Source organism: Acidovorax sp. SRB_24 (assembly GCF_012931925.1).
Genome location: NZ_MWOM01000049.1, coordinates 1 through 17,345, shown reverse-complemented (window position 1 = coordinate 17,345; position 17,345 = coordinate 1). Strand labels below are relative to the sequence as shown.

The 17,345-nt window shown below is 64.6% G+C and carries 12 protein-coding genes and 1 tRNA gene; all 13 read right to left on the bottom strand.

The window, feature by feature from the left end:
- Window positions 1-34: 34 nt before the first annotated feature.
- The gene (locus tag B2J89_RS15335) at window positions 35-2,308 is read right to left on the bottom strand and encodes an ATP-binding protein (protein ID WP_206042866.1); all 2,274 of its coding nucleotides are present in this window, start codon (window positions 2,306-2,308) and stop codon (window positions 35-37) included.
- Window positions 2,305-2,964: a DUF4390 domain-containing protein gene (locus tag B2J89_RS15330; protein WP_169169910.1), complete on the bottom strand. Its 660-nt coding sequence runs from the start codon at window positions 2,962-2,964 to the stop codon at window positions 2,305-2,307. The genes B2J89_RS15335 and B2J89_RS15330 overlap by 4 nt, the downstream gene beginning before the upstream one ends.
- Window positions 2,921-4,357: a 16S rRNA (cytosine(967)-C(5))-methyltransferase RsmB gene (gene rsmB / locus B2J89_RS15325; RefSeq protein ID WP_169169909.1), complete on the bottom strand. Its 1,437-nt coding sequence runs from the start codon at window positions 4,355-4,357 to the stop codon at window positions 2,921-2,923. The genes B2J89_RS15330 and rsmB overlap by 44 nt, the downstream gene beginning before the upstream one ends.
- Window positions 4,354-4,884, bottom strand: a complete 531-nt coding sequence (locus B2J89_RS15320) for a LemA family protein (protein WP_169169908.1) — start codon at window positions 4,882-4,884, stop codon at window positions 4,354-4,356. Before B2J89_RS15320 ends, rsmB begins: the two co-directional genes overlap by 4 nt.
- A gap of 117 nt (window positions 4,885-5,001) precedes the next feature.
- Window positions 5,002-9,228, bottom strand: coding sequence for a DNA-directed RNA polymerase subunit beta' (gene rpoC, locus B2J89_RS15315; RefSeq protein ID WP_169169907.1), 4,227 nt, complete (start codon window positions 9,226-9,228; stop codon window positions 5,002-5,004).
- A 122-nt stretch (window positions 9,229-9,350) separates the two neighbouring features.
- Window positions 9,351-13,463, bottom strand: coding sequence for a DNA-directed RNA polymerase subunit beta (gene rpoB / locus B2J89_RS15310; RefSeq protein ID WP_169169906.1), 4,113 nt, complete (start codon window positions 13,461-13,463; stop codon window positions 9,351-9,353).
- Window positions 13,464-13,731: 268 nt separating this feature from the next.
- Window positions 13,732-14,109 carry a 50S ribosomal protein L7/L12 gene (rplL, locus tag B2J89_RS15305; protein ID WP_169169905.1) on the bottom strand — a complete coding sequence of 126 codons (378 nt, stop codon included), beginning with the start codon at window positions 14,107-14,109 and terminating at the stop codon, window positions 13,732-13,734.
- A 40-nt stretch (window positions 14,110-14,149) separates the two neighbouring features.
- Complete coding sequence (gene rplJ, locus B2J89_RS15300) at window positions 14,150-14,674, bottom strand: 50S ribosomal protein L10 (protein WP_169169904.1); 525 nt, start codon at window positions 14,672-14,674, stop codon at window positions 14,150-14,152.
- A 226-nt stretch (window positions 14,675-14,900) separates the two neighbouring features.
- Window positions 14,901-15,596: a 50S ribosomal protein L1 gene (gene rplA, locus B2J89_RS15295; RefSeq protein ID WP_169169903.1), complete on the bottom strand. Its 696-nt coding sequence runs from the start codon at window positions 15,594-15,596 to the stop codon at window positions 14,901-14,903.
- Window positions 15,597-16,028 carry a 50S ribosomal protein L11 gene (gene rplK / locus B2J89_RS15290; RefSeq protein ID WP_169169902.1) on the bottom strand — a complete coding sequence of 144 codons (432 nt, stop codon included), beginning with the start codon at window positions 16,026-16,028 and terminating at the stop codon, window positions 15,597-15,599.
- A gap of 128 nt (window positions 16,029-16,156) precedes the next feature.
- Window positions 16,157-16,753, bottom strand: coding sequence for a transcription termination/antitermination protein NusG (gene nusG / locus B2J89_RS15285; RefSeq protein WP_371736594.1), 597 nt, complete (start codon window positions 16,751-16,753; stop codon window positions 16,157-16,159).
- Window positions 16,753-17,136, bottom strand: a complete 384-nt coding sequence (secE, locus tag B2J89_RS15280; RefSeq protein ID WP_169169901.1) for a preprotein translocase subunit SecE — start codon at window positions 17,134-17,136, stop codon at window positions 16,753-16,755. The genes nusG and secE overlap by 1 nt, the downstream gene beginning before the upstream one ends.
- A gap of 91 nt (window positions 17,137-17,227) precedes the next feature.
- Window positions 17,228-17,303: transfer RNA gene (locus B2J89_RS15275), tRNA-Trp, on the bottom strand.
- Between the last annotated feature and the right edge of the window lie 42 nt (window positions 17,304-17,345).

Below are 17,345 nucleotides of genomic sequence, written 5' to 3'. Positions count from 1 at the left end.
ATGAAGTGCCTTGAAACTGCAGAGCACGATGTTGTTAAGACGCCACCGTGTGCCCAGTGGCGAATGATAGCGACACTTGGGCCCCGCGCACCCGACCGTCTTCCACCCGGTTGGCCATGTCCACGCGCGCGCCATGCTCGTCGGCGATCTTCTTGACCACCGCCAGCCCCAGGCCCGTGCCGCGGACCTTGGTGGTGACATAGGGCTCGAAGGCCCGCTGCAGGATGTGGGCAGGGAAGCCGCTGCCGCTGTCGCTGACCGTGAGGCGCACGCGGCCGCTGCGCTCGCTCCAAGCGGTCTGGATGCGCACGGGGGGGATGGGCTCGCCACTCGCGGCCGCGGCCTGCTCGGTGGCGTCCTGGGCGTTTTGCACCAGGTTGTGCACCACCTGGCGCAGCTGCTGCGCATCGCCCTGAATCGATGGACAGCGCGCATCGAGTTCGGCCAGCACCGGCACGGGGGCGTTGTCGGCCTCGTAGAGGTGCAGCACATCGGTGATGAGCGCATTGAGGTCCAGGGGCAACAGCTCGGCCGCCGGCAGGCGGGCGTAGTCGCGGAACTCGTTGACCAGCCGCTTCATGGCATCGACCTGGTCGACGATGGTCCGCACCGACTTGGTCAACATGGCCTGCTCGGGCACGGGCAGCTTGCCCGAGAGCTTCATTTCCAGCCGCTCGGCCGACAGCTGGATCGGCGTGAGCGGGTTCTTGATTTCATGGGCCAGGCGCCGCGCGACCTCGCCCCAGGCCTGGGCGCGCTGGGCCGACACCATCTCGGAGATGTCGTCGAACACCAACAGCCGCGCGGCATCGGGCAGCTGCGCCCCGCGCGCCACCAGGCTGGTGGCGTGGTGCGCGACGCCATTGGGCGAAGCGTGCAGCTCAAACGACTGCTGCCAGTGCTCCAGCCCGTGGTGGCCCTGATGGGTCAGGAAGGCGTCGAACTGGCGTTGCACGGCGGCGCCGAAGTCGGCCAGGCCCGGCACCTCGGCCAGGGGCCGGCCTTCATACGCCGCCATGGGCGCGCGCAGGATGCGCGTGGCGCCGGGGTTGGACGAGCGCACGCGCCCCTCGGCATCGAGCACGATGATGCCGGCGGTGAGGTTGTCCATGATGGTTTGCAGGCGCTCGCGCGCGGCGTCGAGCGCGCCCATGCTTTTTTCGACGGCACCGCGCGCGTCGGCAAGCTGCTCGGTCATGAGGGCGAACGAGCGCGTCAGCCCGCCGAGTTCGTCGCGGCTTTGCAGCGCCGCCTTGGGGCTGAGGTTGCCCGCGGCCACCTCGCGCACGCCCTCGGCCAGCACCAGCAGCGGCCGTGCCAGCTGGTTGCCCAGCACCACGGCCAGCAGCACGGCGGCAAACACCGCCAGGAACAGGCTCAGCGTGAGCGTGCCGATGTACATGCGCCGCAGGCCGTCGCGCGCCAGCGCGCGCTCCTGGTATTCGCGGTTGGCCTCTTGCACGGCGATGGCATTGGCCACCAGCACGGGCGGCAGCGGCACCGTGACCTGCAGGAAGCGCGGCTCCACCAGCAGCCCCAGGCTGGATTCGGACACCGTGGCGATGGCCTTGACGCGCGCATCGGCCACCGAGGCGGGGGCGGCCACATCGTCGAGCCCTTCGATCTGCGCCACCGCGTTCTGCTGGCGCACGGTGCGCAGCTGCTGGCTGGACAGGCGTTCGGGGTTGAGGCTGAAGCGCGACTGGCCGGCGCTCGCGAGCAGCTGGCCCGATGCGCCCCAGAGGACTACGTCGGTCGCGCCCAGTTGGTCGCGGATGCGCTCCAGCACCAGGCCCGCCGCCGCGTTGGGCACCTGCGCCAGCTGCGCCGTGGCCGCGCGCGCGCGCGCCGCGGTCTCGCTGGCCTGGGTTTCGAGCGTCGCCCGCGCCAGGCTGACCCCTGCGTCCAGCGCGCCCTCGACCTTAACGTCGAACCAGCTCTCGATGGAGCGCGACACGAACTGGTAGGACACCACGTAAATCAGCAGCCCCGGCGCCAGCCCCACCAGCGCAAAGATGGCCGCCAGCTTGACCAGCAGGCGGCTGCCAAAGCGCCCGCGCCGCAGCCGCGCGGCCAGGCGCAGCCCCATCCATGCCAGCACGGCCAGCAGCAGCAGCGCCACCACCACGTTCACGCCAAAAAGCCAGGCGTAGTTGCGCTCGTAGAGGGCGCGGTTGTTGGTCGCCAGCGTCAGCAGGAACATCAGCACCAGGCCGATGGCCACCATGACGGCGGCGCCCACGCCCACCGCCCAGCGCACGGCGCGCGAATGGCGTGCCAGGTCGGTGCCGGGCGTTTTCGGCGTCACCGCGCCGGCTCCAGACTGATGCGCTGGCTGCGGGCCAGCGTCAGGCTCCAGCCGCCACGGCCGAGCGCGCCGATCTGGAACGGCCGCGGCAGTTGCGTCAGGTCGAGGCGAAAGCGCAGCTGCACGTCGTACACCGTGTCTGGCGCGACGGCCGAGGGTTCGGCGATCTTCCAGCGCGCAATGCGCTGCATGGCGACGAGCGCATCGGCCAGTTCGTCGTAGTTCTGGCCCAGCACCACGCCCAGGCCGGTCTTGTCAAAGGGCACGGGCGAGACGTTGAGGCGCCAGCGCCGCGTCAGCGGCTGGTAGCTCAGGCGCAGGTGGCGCACGGCCTGGGCGATGGGCTGGTCGTACCAGTACCAGCGCTCGCGCACCACCTCGGCCTCGGTCACGAAATACATCGGAATGCCCTTGTACAGCGCGTCCTCGGCGAGTTCAGGCAGGGCAAAGTGCAGCGACGCGTTCAGGTAGAGCCCCTCGGGGGTGCGCTCCAGCGCCATCTCGGAGATGTCCTGCGGCGCCTGCGCGCGCGCGGGCGCCGGCAGGCCCAGCAGCCCGCACAGCCACACCAGCGCCAGCAGCAGCGCCAGCCTGCGCCGGGGGGCGTGCGCCTCAGGCCGGAGATTTTTGCAACAGTGCGTAGAAGAAACCGTCATGCTCACCCGAGGGATTGTCCGGGACGGCGCCGGGATTGCCGCCCATGCCCGGCAACAAATGCCCTGGAGAGGGCAGCAGGCGGGCGTCGGTGTGGTGTGCAAGGAACGTTTTGACCTGCAGGTCGCCCTCGGCCCGGAACACCGAGCAGGTGCAGTACAGCAGGCGGCCGCCCGGGCGCAGCAGCGGCCACAGGGTGGCCAGCAGGCGCGCCTGGATCTGCGCCAGCTGCGCGATGTCGCTTTCGCGGCGCAGCCAGCGCACGTCGGGATGGCGTCGCACGATGCCCGAGGCCGTGCACGGCGCGTCGAGCAGGATGGCGTCGAAGGCCTGTCCGCCGCAGTGCTGCTGCCACCAGTCTTGCGGGCGCCCGGCGTCGGCGGCCAGCACCTGGGCCTGCAGCCCCAGGCGCTGCAGCGTGCCGTGGATGCGCTCGCAGCGCGCCGGGTCGATGTCCAGCGCCGTCACCTGCAGCGCGGCCTGCACGCCCGCCCACTCCAGCAGGTGCGCCGTCTTGCCCCCGGGAGCCGCACAGGCGTCGAGCACGCGCAGCGGCTGGCCCAGGTCCAGGCCCGACAGCAGCAGCGGCGCCGCCAGCTGCGCCGCGGCATCCTGCACCGATACCCAGCCCTGCTCGAAGCCCGGCAGCGCCTGCACCGGCAGCGCACGGCGCAGCACCAGGCCGCTGTCTCCGACCTCGTATGCTTCACTATTAATAGCTGATAGCGATTGCTGGTATTGGACTACAGTGGTTTTTTGCTTGTTAACCCGGAGCACCATGGGGGCCTGGCTGTTGTTGGCCCGCAGGATCTGCTGCCAGTGCTGCGGGTGGTCTTTTTGCAGCCGCTGAACCCACCAGCGCGGGTGGTTCCACTGTGCCTGCAGGTCGCGCTGCGTGGCCTGCCGCAGGGCCTCGCGCTCGCGCAGGAAGCGGCGCAGGCAGGCGTTGACGAACGGGGCCTGGGCGCGCGCCGTGCTGTCGTGCTTGGCCGCCTCGACCGCCTGGTTCACCAGGGTGAAGGGCTCGTACGACTGCTGCGCGGCATCGCACAACAGCGCCAGCGCGGTGCACAGCAGGGCATCCACGCCGGGCGGCGGCGTGCGCGCCGCCAGCTGGCGGCGCAGCGCATCGGCCTGGCCCAGATGGCGCAGCACCTGGAACAGCAGGGCCTGGACGCCGGGGCGCAGCGCCGGGGGCACGGCGTCGAGGACGGCGGTGCCCGAGCGCCCCTGGCGGATGCCCTGCAGGGCCATGGCCACCTGCTGCAGCTGGCGCGACAAGGCCACGCCCTGCGGCGGCGCGGCGGCATCGCCGGCGCCCACGCCAGACGCCTGCGGAGCCCGCGGCGGCCGACGTGGCGCCGAGGAAGCAAAAGTGGGGGGTGTTTTTTTCATAGGGCACGCGCGGCCTGGAAGCCAAACAGCCAGGCCAGCAGCTGCGCCGGGAACTGGGCGATGGCGGCGTTGTACTGCGCCACCGCATCATTGAACTGCACGATGGCAGGGGTGTTTTGCGCCGCATGCTGCTCCCAGCGCTGCGCCCACGGGGGCACGGCCGGGCCAGGCGGCGGCGGGGGAGGATCTGGGTGCTCGGTGCCGGCCCACGCCGCTTCCAGCACCGTCAGCGCGGTGGACAGGGCCGCTGCAGCGTCTGCGTGCAAGGGCCGGGCCCGGGCCACGGCCAGCGAGGCGGTGAACTGCGTGGCGGCAGCCTGCAGCGCCTCGCGCAGGCTCTGGGCGGGTGCGCCGGCCTGCGCGGCATCGTATTCAGCGAGCATGGCCAGCAGGCGCACAAAGTGCGCATCGAGCCCGCCAAAGGCCTGCAGCACCGCGGAGCGCAGGCGCACCAGCCGGTTGTAGGCGCCCACGGCCCAGAACAGGGCCAGCGCCAACGCGATCCAGAAAATGGGCGAAGAAAACATGCACAGCTTCCAGCGCGGCGCACAGCACCGCGGGGTTCAGGGAATGGCCCATGAAAAAAGCTCCCGGCCTGTCGTTCTCATGACAGACCGGGAGCGTACAGCGACCGCCCGAAGGGCTTAGTCGGCAGCAGCGTCGCCGGCGTCTCCCACGGCCTCGGAAGCCGTCTCGGCCCCGGCCATTTCAGCCGCTTCGGCTTCGGCGATGGCGCGGCGCTCGGCGTCGTCCATGGCGTCCTTGACCTTGCGCGCCTGGTGGTAGGCCATGCCGGTGCCGGCCGGGATCAGGCGGCCGACGATGACGTTTTCCTTCAGGCCGCGCAGCTCGTCGCGCTTGCCCATGATGGCAGCCTCGGTGAGCACGCGGGTCGTTTCCTGGAAGGAAGCGGCCGAGATGAAGGAGTCCGTCGACAGCGAAGCCTTGGTGATGCCCAGCAACAGGTTGCTGTAGGTCGCGGGGATCTTGCCTTCGGCCTGCAGCGCATCGTTGGTGTTGAGGATCTCCGAGCGCTCGACCTGCTCACCCGCGATGTAGTTGGAGTCTCCCGTGGCTTCGACCACCACACGGCGCAGCATCTGGCGCACGATCACCTCGATGTGCTTGTCGTTGATCTTCACGCCCTGCAAGCGGTAGACGTCCTGCACTTCGTCCACGATGTAGCGCGAGAGCTCTTCGATGCCCAGCAAGCGCAGGATGTCCTGCGGGTCGGCCGGACCGTCCACGATCGACTCGCCGCGGTTGACCACCTGGCCTTCGTGCACCAGGATGTTCTTCTCCTTCGGCACGAGCTCTTCAGACACCTTGCCTTCAGGGTCGGTGATCTGCAGGCGGATTTTGCCCTTGGTCTCCTTGCCGAACGACACCGTGCCGGTGGCTTCCGCCAGCGTGCCCTTGTCCTTGGGCGTGCGGGCTTCGAACAGCTCGGCCACGCGCGGCAAACCGCCGGTGATGTCGCGGGTCTTCTGGCCTTCGATCGGAATGCGGGCCAGCACTTCGCCGGGGCCCACGTCCTGGCCATCGCGCACCTGGATCAGCGAGCCGATCTGGAAGCCGATCGTCACCGAGTGGTCGGTGCCGGGAATCTTCACTTCCTGGCCTTGTGCATCGACCAGCTTGACCTGCGGCTTGACCACCTTGGCGGAACCGCGGCGCTTGGGGTCGATCACGACCAGGGTCGAGAGACCCGTCACATCGTCGACCTGCTTGGCCACAGTGAGGCCTTCCTCGACGTTCTCGAACTTCGCCTGGCCGGCGAACTCGGTGATGATCGGGCGGGTCAGCGGGTCCCAGTTGGCCAGGATCGTGCCGGCCTTGATGGCCTGGTCGGCCTTCACCGCCAGCAGGGCGCCGTAAGGCACCTTGTGGCGCTCGCGCTCGCGGCCATGCTCGTCCTGGATGGTGATTTCACCCGAACGCGAAATCACCACCAGCTCGCCCTTGGTGTTGGTCACGTAGCGCATCGTGGCGTTGAAGCCGATGATGCCGTTGGACTTGGCTTCCACGCTCGACGCGATGGCGGCGCGCGAAGCGGCACCGCCGATGTGGAACGTGCGCATGGTCAGCTGCGTGCCCGGCTCGCCAATCGACTGGGCGGCGATCACACCGACGGCTTCGCCGAGGTTGATCAGGCCGCCGCGGCCCAGGTCGCGGCCGTAGCACTTGGCGCACAGGCCGTAGCGGGTTTCGCAGGTCAGCGCCGTGCGCACCTTCACTTCGTCGACGCCCGCGGCTTCGAGCTCTTCGATCAGGTCCTCGTCCAGCATCGTGCCGGCGGGCGCCAGCACGGCACGCGTTTCGGGGTGCAGCACTTCCTCGGCCGCAGTGCGGCCCAGGATGCGCTCGCGCAGCGATTCGATCACCTCACCGCCCTCGACGATGGCACGCATCAGCGCGCCGTTGGCGGTACCGCAGTCGTCTTCGGTCACCACCAGGTCCTGCGTCACGTCCACCAGGCGGCGCGTCAGGTAACCCGAGTTGGCGGTCTTCAGCGCCGTGTCGGCCAGGCCCTTGCGCGCACCGTGGGTCGAGATGAAGTACTGCAGCACGTTGAGGCCTTCGCGGAAGTTCGCGGTGATAGGCGTCTCGATGATGGAGCCGTCTGGCTTGGCCATCAGGCCACGCATGCCGGCGAGCTGGCGGATCTGCGCCGCAGAACCGCGGGCACCCGAGTCGGCCATCATGTAGATGGAGTTGAACGACTCCTGGTCCACCTCGTTGCCGTGGCGGTCGGTGGTCTTTTGCTTGGCCAGCTGGGCCATCATGACCTTGGAGACGTCGTCCCCGGCCTTGCCCCAGATGTCCACCACCTTGTTGTAGCGCTCGCCCGAGGTCACCAGACCGGAGACGTACTGCTGCTCGATCTCCTTGACCTCTTTTTCAGCAGCTTCAATGATGCTGGCCTTCTGTGGCGGCACCAGCATGTCCTCGATGGCGATGGAAATGCCCGACTTGGTGGCCAGGCGGAAGCCGTTTTGCAGCAGCTTGTCGGCAAACACCACCGTCTCCTTGAGACCGCATTTGCGGAAGGACACGTTGATGAGCTTGGAGATTTCCTTCTTCTTGAGCGCCTTGTTCATGTTCGAGAACGGCAGGCCCTTGGGCAGGATCTCGGACAGCAGGGCGCGACCGGCGGTGGTTTCGACCAGGCTGGTCGAGGGTTCGAACTCGCCCGTGGCCTTGTTCTTCGTCCACTCGGTCATGCGCACGTTGATCTTGGCCGAGAGGTCCACCTCGCCTGCGTCGAGCGCGCGCTGCACTTCACCGGTGTCGGCAAAGATCAGGCCTTCGCCCTTGGCGTTGATCTTGTCGCGCGTGGCGTAGTACAGGCCCAGCACCACGTCTTGCGACGGCACGATGGAGGGCTCGCCCGAGGCCGGGAACAGCACGTTGTTGGACGCCAGCATCAGCGTGCGCGCTTCCATCTGCGCTTCCACCGACAGCGGCACGTGGACAGCCATCTGGTCGCCGTCGAAGTCGGCGTTGAAGGCCGCGCACACGAGCGGGTGCAGCTGGATGGCCTTGCCTTCGATCAGGATGGGCTCGAAGGCCTGGATGCCCAGACGGTGCAGCGTAGGCGCACGGTTGAGCATTACGGGGTGCTCTTTGATGACCTCTTCGAGGATGTCCCAGACCACCGGCGTGCCGGATTCGACTTCCTTCTTGGCGGCCTTGATCGTCGTCGCGATGCCCATGGCTTCGAGGCGCGAGAAGATGAAGGGCTTGAAGAGTTCGAGCGCCATCAGCTTGGGCAGGCCGCACTGGTGCAGCTTGAGCGTCGGGCCCACGGTGATCACGGAGCGGCCCGAGTAGTCGACGCGCTTGCCCAGCAGGTTCTGGCGGAAGCGGCCGCTCTTGCCCTTGATCATGTCGGCCAGCGACTTCAGGGCGCGCTTGTTGGCGCCCGTCATGGCCTTGCCACGGCGGCCGTTGTCCAGCAGCGAGTCGACGGCTTCCTGCAGCATGCGCTTTTCGTTGCGCGCGATGATCTCGGGAGCCTTGAGCTCGAGCAGGCGGCGCAGACGGCTGTTGCGGTTGATGACGCGGCGGTACAGGTCGTTCAGGTCGGAGGTCGCGAAGCGGCCGCCGTCCAGCGGCACCAGCGGACGCAGGTCCGGCGGCAGCACGGGCAGCACTTCGAGCACCATCCACTCGGGCTTGATGCCCGACTTCTTGAAGGCCTCGAGCACCTTGAGGCGCTTGGAGTTCTTCTTCACCTTGACTTCGGAGCCGGTCAGGTCACCGCGCAAACGCTCGATCTCGCTGTCGATTTCAATCGAATCGAGCAGATCGCGAATGCCTTCGGCGCCCATCTTGGCGACGAATTCGTCACCGTATTCCTTGGTCTTGGCGTCGTAGTCGTCCTCGCTCATGATGCTGAACTTCTTCAGCGGCGTCATGCCGGGGTCGGTCACCACATAGGCTTCGAAGTACAGCACGCGCTCGATGTCGCGCAGCGTCATGTCGAGCACCAGGCCCAGGCGCGACGGCAGCGACTTCAGGAACCAGATGTGCGCGCAGGGCGCAGCCAGGTCGATGTGGCCCATGCGCTCGCGGCGCACCTTGGTCTGCGTGACTTCCACGCCGCACTTCTCGCAGATCACGCCGCGGTGCTTGAGGCGCTTGTACTTGCCGCACAGGCACTCGTAGTCCTTGATGGGGCCAAAGATCTTGGCGCAGAACAGGCCATCGCGCTCGGGCTTGAAGGTGCGGTAGTTGATGGTTTCGGGTTTCTTCACCTCGCCGAAAGACCACGAGCGGATCTTTTCGGGCGAAGCCATGCCGATGCGGATGGCGTCAAAGTGCTCATCCGGCGTGAATTGCTTGAACAGGTCGAGTAGCGATTTCATAAAACTCTTTCCCTAATATCAAAAATCATAGCTGCCAGCGCTTGACTGGCTTGGTTTTCGGGTCAAAAACACTTTAAAAGTGTTGATTGACAAGCGCTGGCTGCTCACTTTTTTACAAAGCCTTAGGAACGTTCGAGTTCGATATCCAGGCCCAGCGACCGGATTTCCTTGACCAGCACGTTGAACGACTCGGGCATGCCCGCCTCGATCGTGTGCTCGCCCTTGACGATGCTCTCGTACACCTTGGTACGTCCCACCACGTCGTCGGACTTGACCGTGAGCATCTCCTGCAGCACGTAGGCGGCGCCATAGGCCTCCAATGCCCACACTTCCATTTCACCGAAACGCTGTCCACCAAACTGGGCCTTGCCGCCCAGCGGCTGCTGCGTCACCAGCGAGTACGGACCGGTGGAGCGCGCGTGCATCTTGTCGTCCACCAAGTGATGCAGCTTCAGGAAGTGCATGTAGCCGATCGTGGTCGGGCGCTCGAAGGGGTCACCGGTGCGGCCGTCGTAGAGGTAGGCCTGGGTGCGCGACTCGGTCAGGCCCTTGGCGCGCGCGCGCTCCTCGGGGTAGGCGAGTTGGAGCATGGCGCGGATGTCCGCCTCTTCGGCGCCGTCGAACACCGGCGTAGCGAACGGCACGCCGTGCGACAGGTTGCCGGCCATTTCGAGCACTTCGCCGTCGCTCAACTGCGCCAGCTCTTCCTTGCGGCCCGAGCTGTTGTAGATCTCTTCCATGAACTTGCGCACTTCGGCCACCTTGGCCTCTTGCTGCAGCATGTCGCCGATGCGCTGGCCAATGCCCTTGCCGGCCCATCCCAGGTGCACTTCGAGCACCTGGCCCACGTTCATGCGCGATGGCACGCCCAGCGGGTTGAGCACGATGTCGGCAGGCGTGCCGTCGGCCATGTAGGGCATGTCCTCGACCGGAACGATCTTGGAAACCACACCCTTGTTGCCGTGGCGGCCGGCCATCTTGTCGCCGGGCTGCAGGCGGCGCTTGACGGCCAGGTAGACCTTGACCATCTTGAGCACGCCCGCGGGCAGCTCGTCGCCTTGCGTGAGCTTCTTGCGCTTTTCTTCGAATGCGAGATCGAAGCTGTGGCGCGTCTGCTCGAGCGAGTTCTTGATCGACTCGAGCTGGGCAGCCACGTCGTCTTCGGCCGGGCGGATGTCGAACCAGTGGAACTTCTCCACCGAGGCCAGGTAGGCCTTGTCGAGCTTCGTGCCCTTGGCGAGCTTTTGCGGGCCGCCATTGGCCACGCGGCCGGTCAGCAGTTTCTCGATCCGGTCGAATGCGTCGGCCTCGACGATGCGCAGCTGGTCGTTCAGGTCGAGGCGGAAGCGCTTGAGCTCGTCGTCGATGATCTGCTGGGCACGCTTGTCGCGCTGGATGCCTTCGCGGGTGAACACCTGCACGTCGATCACCACACCTTGCGAGCCCTGGTCCACGCGGAGAGACGTGTCTTTCACGTCGGACGCCTTCTCGCCGAAGATGGCGCGCAGCAGCTTCTCTTCGGGCGTCAGCGTGGTCTCGCCCTTGGGCGTGACCTTGCCGACCAGCGTGTCGCCGGGCATGACTTCGGCGCCCACGTAGATGATGCCGGACTCGTCGAGGCGGTTGAGTTGCTGCTCGGACAGGTTCGGGATGTCGCGCGTGATTTCCTCGGCACCGAGCTTGGTGTCGCGGGCCATCACCACCAGTTCCTCGATGTGGATCGAGGTGTAGCGGTCTTCGGCAACGACGCGTTCGCTGATCAGGATCGAGTCTTCGAAGTTGTAGCCATTCCAGGGCATGAACGCGATCAGCATGTTCTGGCCAATCGCGATTTCGCCAAAGTCCGTCGATGCGCCGTCGGCGATCACATCGCCCTTGACCAGCTTGTCACCGCGCTTGACGATCGGGCGCTGGTGGATGTTGGTGTTCTGGTTGGAACGCTGGTACTTGATCAGGTTGTAGATGTCCACACCCACTTCACCGGCCACGGCCTCGGCGTCGTTGACGCGGATCACGATGCGGGTGGCATCGACATAGTCGACCACGCCGCCGCGCGTGGCCGTCACCACGGTGCCCGAATCGACCGCGGCGACGCGTTCGATGCCGGTGCCCACCAGTGGCTTTTCAGGCCGCAGCACGGGCACGGCCTGGCGCGACATGTTGGCACCCATCAGCGCGCGGTTCGCATCGTCGTGCTCGAGGAACGGCACCAGCGAAGCGGCCACCGAGACGATCTGCGCCGGGGACACGTCCATGTACTGGATGCGCTCGGCACCCACCAGCACCGACTCGCCCTTTTCGCGCGCCGACACCAGCTCGCCGGTCAGGCGGCCTTCGGCGTCGAGCGTGGCGTTGGCCTGCGCAATGATGTACTTGCCTTCTTCGATGGCCGAGAGGTAGTCGATCTCGTTGGTCACCTTGGCGTCGGCCACACGGCGGTACGGCGTCTCGATGAAGCCGTATTCGTTGAGGCGCGCGTACAGGGCCAGCGAGTTGATCAGGCCGATGTTCGGGCCTTCGGGCGTTTCGATCGGGCAGACGCGGCCGTAATGGGTCACGTGCACGTCGCGCACTTCGAAGCCGGCACGCTCGCGCGTCAGACCGCCCGGGCCCAGGGCCGAGACGCGGCGCTTGTGCGTGATTTCGGCCAGCGGGTTGGTCTGGTCCATGAACTGCGACAGCTGCGAGGCGCCGAAGAACTCCTTGAGCGCCGCGGAAATCGGCTTGGAGTTGATCAGGTCGTGCGGCATCAGCGGGTCTTGCTCGGCCTGGCCGAGGCGCTCCTTCACGGCCTTCTCGATGCGTGCCAGGCCCGTGCGGTACTGGTTTTCGGCCAGTTCGCCAACGCAGCGCACACGGCGGTTGCCCAGGTGGTCGATGTCGTCGACTTCACCATTGCCATTGCGCAGGTCGACCAGGATCTTGACGACCGCGAGGATGTCCTCGTTCGTCAGCACCATGGGGCCGGTGGCGCCTTCGTTGCCGACCTTGGCGTTGAACTTCATGCGGCCCACGCGCGAGAGGTCGTACGTGTCGGGGTTGTAGAACAGGCGCTGGAACAGGGCCTGCACCGCGTCTTCGGTCGGCGGCTCGCCGGGCCGCATCATGCGGTAGATGGCGACGCGCGCAGCGAACTCGTCCACGGTTTCGTCGATGCGCAGGGTTTGCGACATGTACGCACCCTGGTCGAGCTCGTTGGTATAGATGCACTGCAGGTTCTGCACGCCGCTGGAACGCAGCTTCTTGAGCAGGACTTCCGTCAGCTCCTCGTTGGCCTTGGCGATGATCTCGCCGGTGTCGGCATCGACCACGGCACGTGCCACCACACGACCGACCAGGAAGTCTTCGGGCACGCTGATGTGCGTGGTACCCGACTGTTCGAGTTCGCGCGTGTGGCGTGCCGTGACGCGCTTGTCCTTGGCGACGATGACCTTGCCGGCCTTGTCGGTGATGTCGAAGCGGGCCACTTCACCGCGCAGGCGCTCGGGAACGAATTCCATTTGCGCGCCGCTGTCCATCAGACGGAAGTTGTCGTTGACGAAGAAATTCGCCAAGATCGATTCCGGGTTCAGGCCGATGGCCTTGAGCAGGATCGTGACCGGCATCTTGCGGCGGCGGTCGACGCGGAAGTACAGAATGTCCTTGGGGTCAAACTCGAAGTCGAGCCAGGAACCGCGGTACGGGATGATGCGTGCCGAGAACAGCAGCTTGCCGGAGCTGTGCGTCTTGCCCTTGTCGTGCTCGAAAAACACGCCGGGCGAGCGGTGCAGCTGAGACACGATCACGCGCTCGGTGCCGTTGATGATGAACGAGCCCTTGTCGGTCATGAGCGGCACTTCGCCCATGTAGACCTCTTGTTCCTTGACTTCCTTGACCACCTTGGACTGCGACGTCGAGGACTCCCGGTCGTAGATGATCAGCTGCACCTTGGCACGTACGGCCGAGGCGAAGGTGAGGCCCCGGGTCTGGCATTCGCGCACATCGAAGGCGGGTTTGGCCAGGTTGTATTCGAGAAACTTCATCTCGACAAAACCGTTGTGCGAGACGATCGGGAAAGCAGCGTTAAAAGCCGCTTGCAGGCCTTCATCGGTGCGCTTTTTGGGAGCGATGTTGGCTTGGAGGAATGCGGTGTATGCGTCCTTCTGCATCTGCAGCAGGTAAGGAACTTCGAGCACGCTGTCGCGGCTGCCGAAACTTTTGCGGATTCGCTTGCGTTCGGTATAGGAATAGGCCATGAGATCTCCGGGCAAAGACTTGAGTCCTGGGTCTGCGACGACTGACCCACAGGGCGGCGGACCCTGCGGACTTGGCGGTTGGCCACTACCAACCATGGCGGACGGCGATGCGTTGCACATCGCCCGAACCAAGGCATCTTCTGCTGTCGGGTTTGACAGAAGACACTAGAAAACCCGAGGGGTTTTCTGGTGTGCTCTGCAGCACATCCTATAAGCGCCAAAGGCTGGGAGTTCCGTGGTGGAACTCCCAGCCCTGGTACAGAACCGATTACTTCAGTTCGGCCTTGGCGCCAGCGTCTTCCAGCTTCTTCTTGGCAGCTTCGGCGTCGGCCTTGGACAGGCCTTCCTTGACAGCCTTGGGAGCGCCGTCCACCACGTCCTTGGCTTCCTTGAGGCCCAGGCCGGTGATTTCGCGCACGGCCTTGATGACCGACACCTTGTTGGCGCCGGCTTCCAGCAGCATCACGTTGAATTCGGTCTGCTCTTCAGCGGCTGCAGCACCTGCACCAGCGCCGCCAGCGGCAGGCGCGGCCATGGCGGCAGCGCTCACACCAAACTTCTCTTCAATGGCCTTGACCAGGTCATTGAGTTCCAGAACCGTCATGCTGTCCAGCGCGGTCAAAAATGCGTCTTTATCGAATGCCATTTTGATTTCCTAACAATTGTGTTGGTTAACTGCCGGGCGCTCAGGCCGCGGCAGGTTCGGCGGCCTGTTCGGCAGCGCCTTCGCCCTTTTTCGCCACCAACGCGCCCAGCACCACGGCCGTGCGCGAAATGGGGGACATCAACAAGCCACAAATCTGCGCCAGCAACACTTCCTTGGAAGGGATGTTGGCCAGTTGCTTGACGCCATTGACGTCCAAAGCCTTACCACCGAAAGCGCCTGCACGAATCACCAACTTGTCGTTGGTCTTCGCGAAGTCGGCCACCACCTTGGCGGCAGCCACTGCGTCTTCGGAGAAGCCATAGATCAGCGGGCCAGTCATCTGGTCGGCCACCACGTCAAAACCGCTACCTGCCACAGCACGGCGGGCCAAGGTGTTTTTCAGAACACTCAGGCTCACACCCTTGCTGCGGGCATCGGCGCGCAGTTTGGTCATGTCGGCGACCGTGATGCCACGGTATTCCGCAATCACAAGCGTTTGAGCTTTAGCGGCGAGGCTGGTCACTTCATTGATGACCGCTTCTTTCTCACTGCGATTAAGACTCAAGGTCTACTCCTTAAAATGTGCGCTCAAGGCCGAAGCCCCTCACACACGCTCTTGTTGCAGCGACCAACTGTTGAGGAACGGATTCCATCTGCAGCGGGATCGCCATCTGCGCTGGCCCCGAGGGATTAAGTGCAATCAGCTTGCACGCCAGCGGTCTTGGATGGCCCGGCGCATTGCTGCACCGGCCCACCACCGAGGCACTTTCGGTGCCTCAAGATTTCAGCAATTACGCTGCGATGGTTTGCGTGTCGACGCGGACACCCAGGCCCATGGTCGACGACACCGCCACCTTGCGCAGGTACAGGCCCTTGCTGGTGGCTGGCTTGGCCTTGTTGAGGGCCTCGATCAGCGCAGCGAGATTGCCTTGCAGCTTGTCGTTGTCAAACGAACGGCGGCCGATCGTGCTGTGCACGATGCCTGCCTTGTCCACGCGGAACTGCACCTGACCGGCCTTGGCATTCTTCACGGCCGTGGCCACATCGGGCGTCACCGTACCCACCTTGGGGTTGGGCATCAGGCCACGCGGACCCAGGATCTGACCCAGCGTACCCACAACGCGCATGGCGTCCGGGGCAGCGATCACCACGTCGAAGGGCATGTCGCCAGCCTTGACCATAGCAGCCAAGTCGTCCATGCCGACGATGTCGGCGCCCGCAGCCTTGGCTTCTTCGGCCTTGGCGCCTTGGGCAAACACCGCCACACGGGTGGTCTTCCCGGTACCGTTGGGCAGCACGACAGCGCCGCGCACCACTTGGTCGGACTTCTTGGCATCAATGCCAAGTTGCACAGCGACGTCAATGGACTCGTCGAACTTGGCGGTGGCCGCTTCCTTGACGATCACGACAGCCTCAGCGAAAGCGTACAGCTTGGTGCTGTCAACCTTGCCTTGCAGGGCTTTTTGTTTCTTGGTCAACTTGGCCATTTACACGCCCTCCACAGTCACACCCATGGAATGGGCGGAGCCAGCAATGGTACGAACGGCAGCGTCCAGGCTGGCTGCGTTCATGTCCTTCATCTTGGTCTTGGCAATTTCTTCGAGCTGGGCACGCGTGATCTTGCCGACCTTGTCGGTGTTGGGCTTGGCGGATCCCTTGTCGAGCTTGATCGCCTTCTTGATCAGGACAGCCGCAGGGGGCGTCTTGATGATGAAGGTGAAGCTCTTGTCTGCGAAGGCAGTGATGACCACCGGCAGCGGCAGGCCCGGCTCAACGCCCTGGGTCTGGGCATTGAATGCCTTGCAGAACTCCATGATGTTGAGGCCACGCTGACCCAGCGCTGGGCCGATCGGTGGGGATGGATTGGCCTTACCAGCTGGCACTTGCAGCTTGATAAAACCGACGATTTTTTTCGCCATGCTTTACTCCTTGCGGGTACAAACGCCTGGTTCGACTTCAGCGGCTCCAGGCTCCCCGGGGTTAACGACTCACTTTACTCGTTCGCACCGAGTCGAGAAATGCGAACAACCTACAAAACCCTGTCCGCTCAGGTCTTTTCGACCTGGCTGAACTCCAACTCCACCGGGGTCGATCGGCCAAAAATCATGACCGAGACACGCACACGGCTCTTCTCATAGTTGACGTCTTCCACAGAGCCGTTGAAGTCCGTGAATGGACCTTCCTTGACACGGACCAGCTCGCCCACCATGAACTCCACCTTGTGGCGGGGCTTGTCCGTGCCCTCTTGCATCTGGCTGACGATTTTCTGCACTTCCGCTTCGGAGATCGGGGCAGGGCGATTTTTGGCGCCGCCCACAAAGCCCGTCACCTTGTTGGTGTGCTTGACCAGGTGCCACGTGTCGTCGTCCATGATCATCTCGACGAAGACGTATCCCGGAAACAGGCGGCGCTCGGTTGTTTTGCGCTGCCCATTCTTCATTTCGACGACTTCTTCGGTTGGCACCAAAACGCGACCGAACTTGTCCTGCATGCCAGCGCGTGCAATGCGCTCTGCGATGTTGCGCTCGACCGCTTTTTCCATACCGGAATAGGCATGGACAATGTACCAACGCAAATCCGGGTTATCCGCCGCGGCAGTGCCCAAGGCAGTGGCCGCACCAGCCATTTCAACAGCACCCGTCATTATTTTCTCCAACCCAGAATCAGATCGTAGAAGACCCATTCAAGCGTTTTATCGGTGAACCAGAGGAACAGCGCCATGACCACCACAAAGGCAAACACGTAGGCCGTCATCTGCACGGTTTCTTTGCGGGTCGGCCACACCACCTTTTTGACTTCTCGCCACGCATCTTGCGCAAATGCCACCAAGCGCTTGCCCGACTCCGAAAACAGAAACACGGCAACGGCAGCCACCAAACCCAGCAGCAGCGCACCCCACTGCACCAGCGGTCCATGCTTTCCCAGCAAATAAAATCCAGCAACGGATGCAATGACCAGCGCCACCACTGCGGCGAGCTTGGCCTTGTCTGCACCCGTACTGACAGTTTCAACCTGTGATGTGGCCATTTTTGGCTTGTTCCTGCTTCGGTTTCAGGCGTCGCTGAAGACGCCGAAGCCCGCCATTTGTTGGCGGGCTTGGATGGGCGCCACATTCATGTGGCAGGGGCAGTAGGAATCGAACCTACAACCTTCGGTTTTGGAGACCGACGCTCTGCCAATTGAGCTATACCCCTTCGAATTTAAGCAATGATCTTGGCCACGACGCCAGCGCCCAC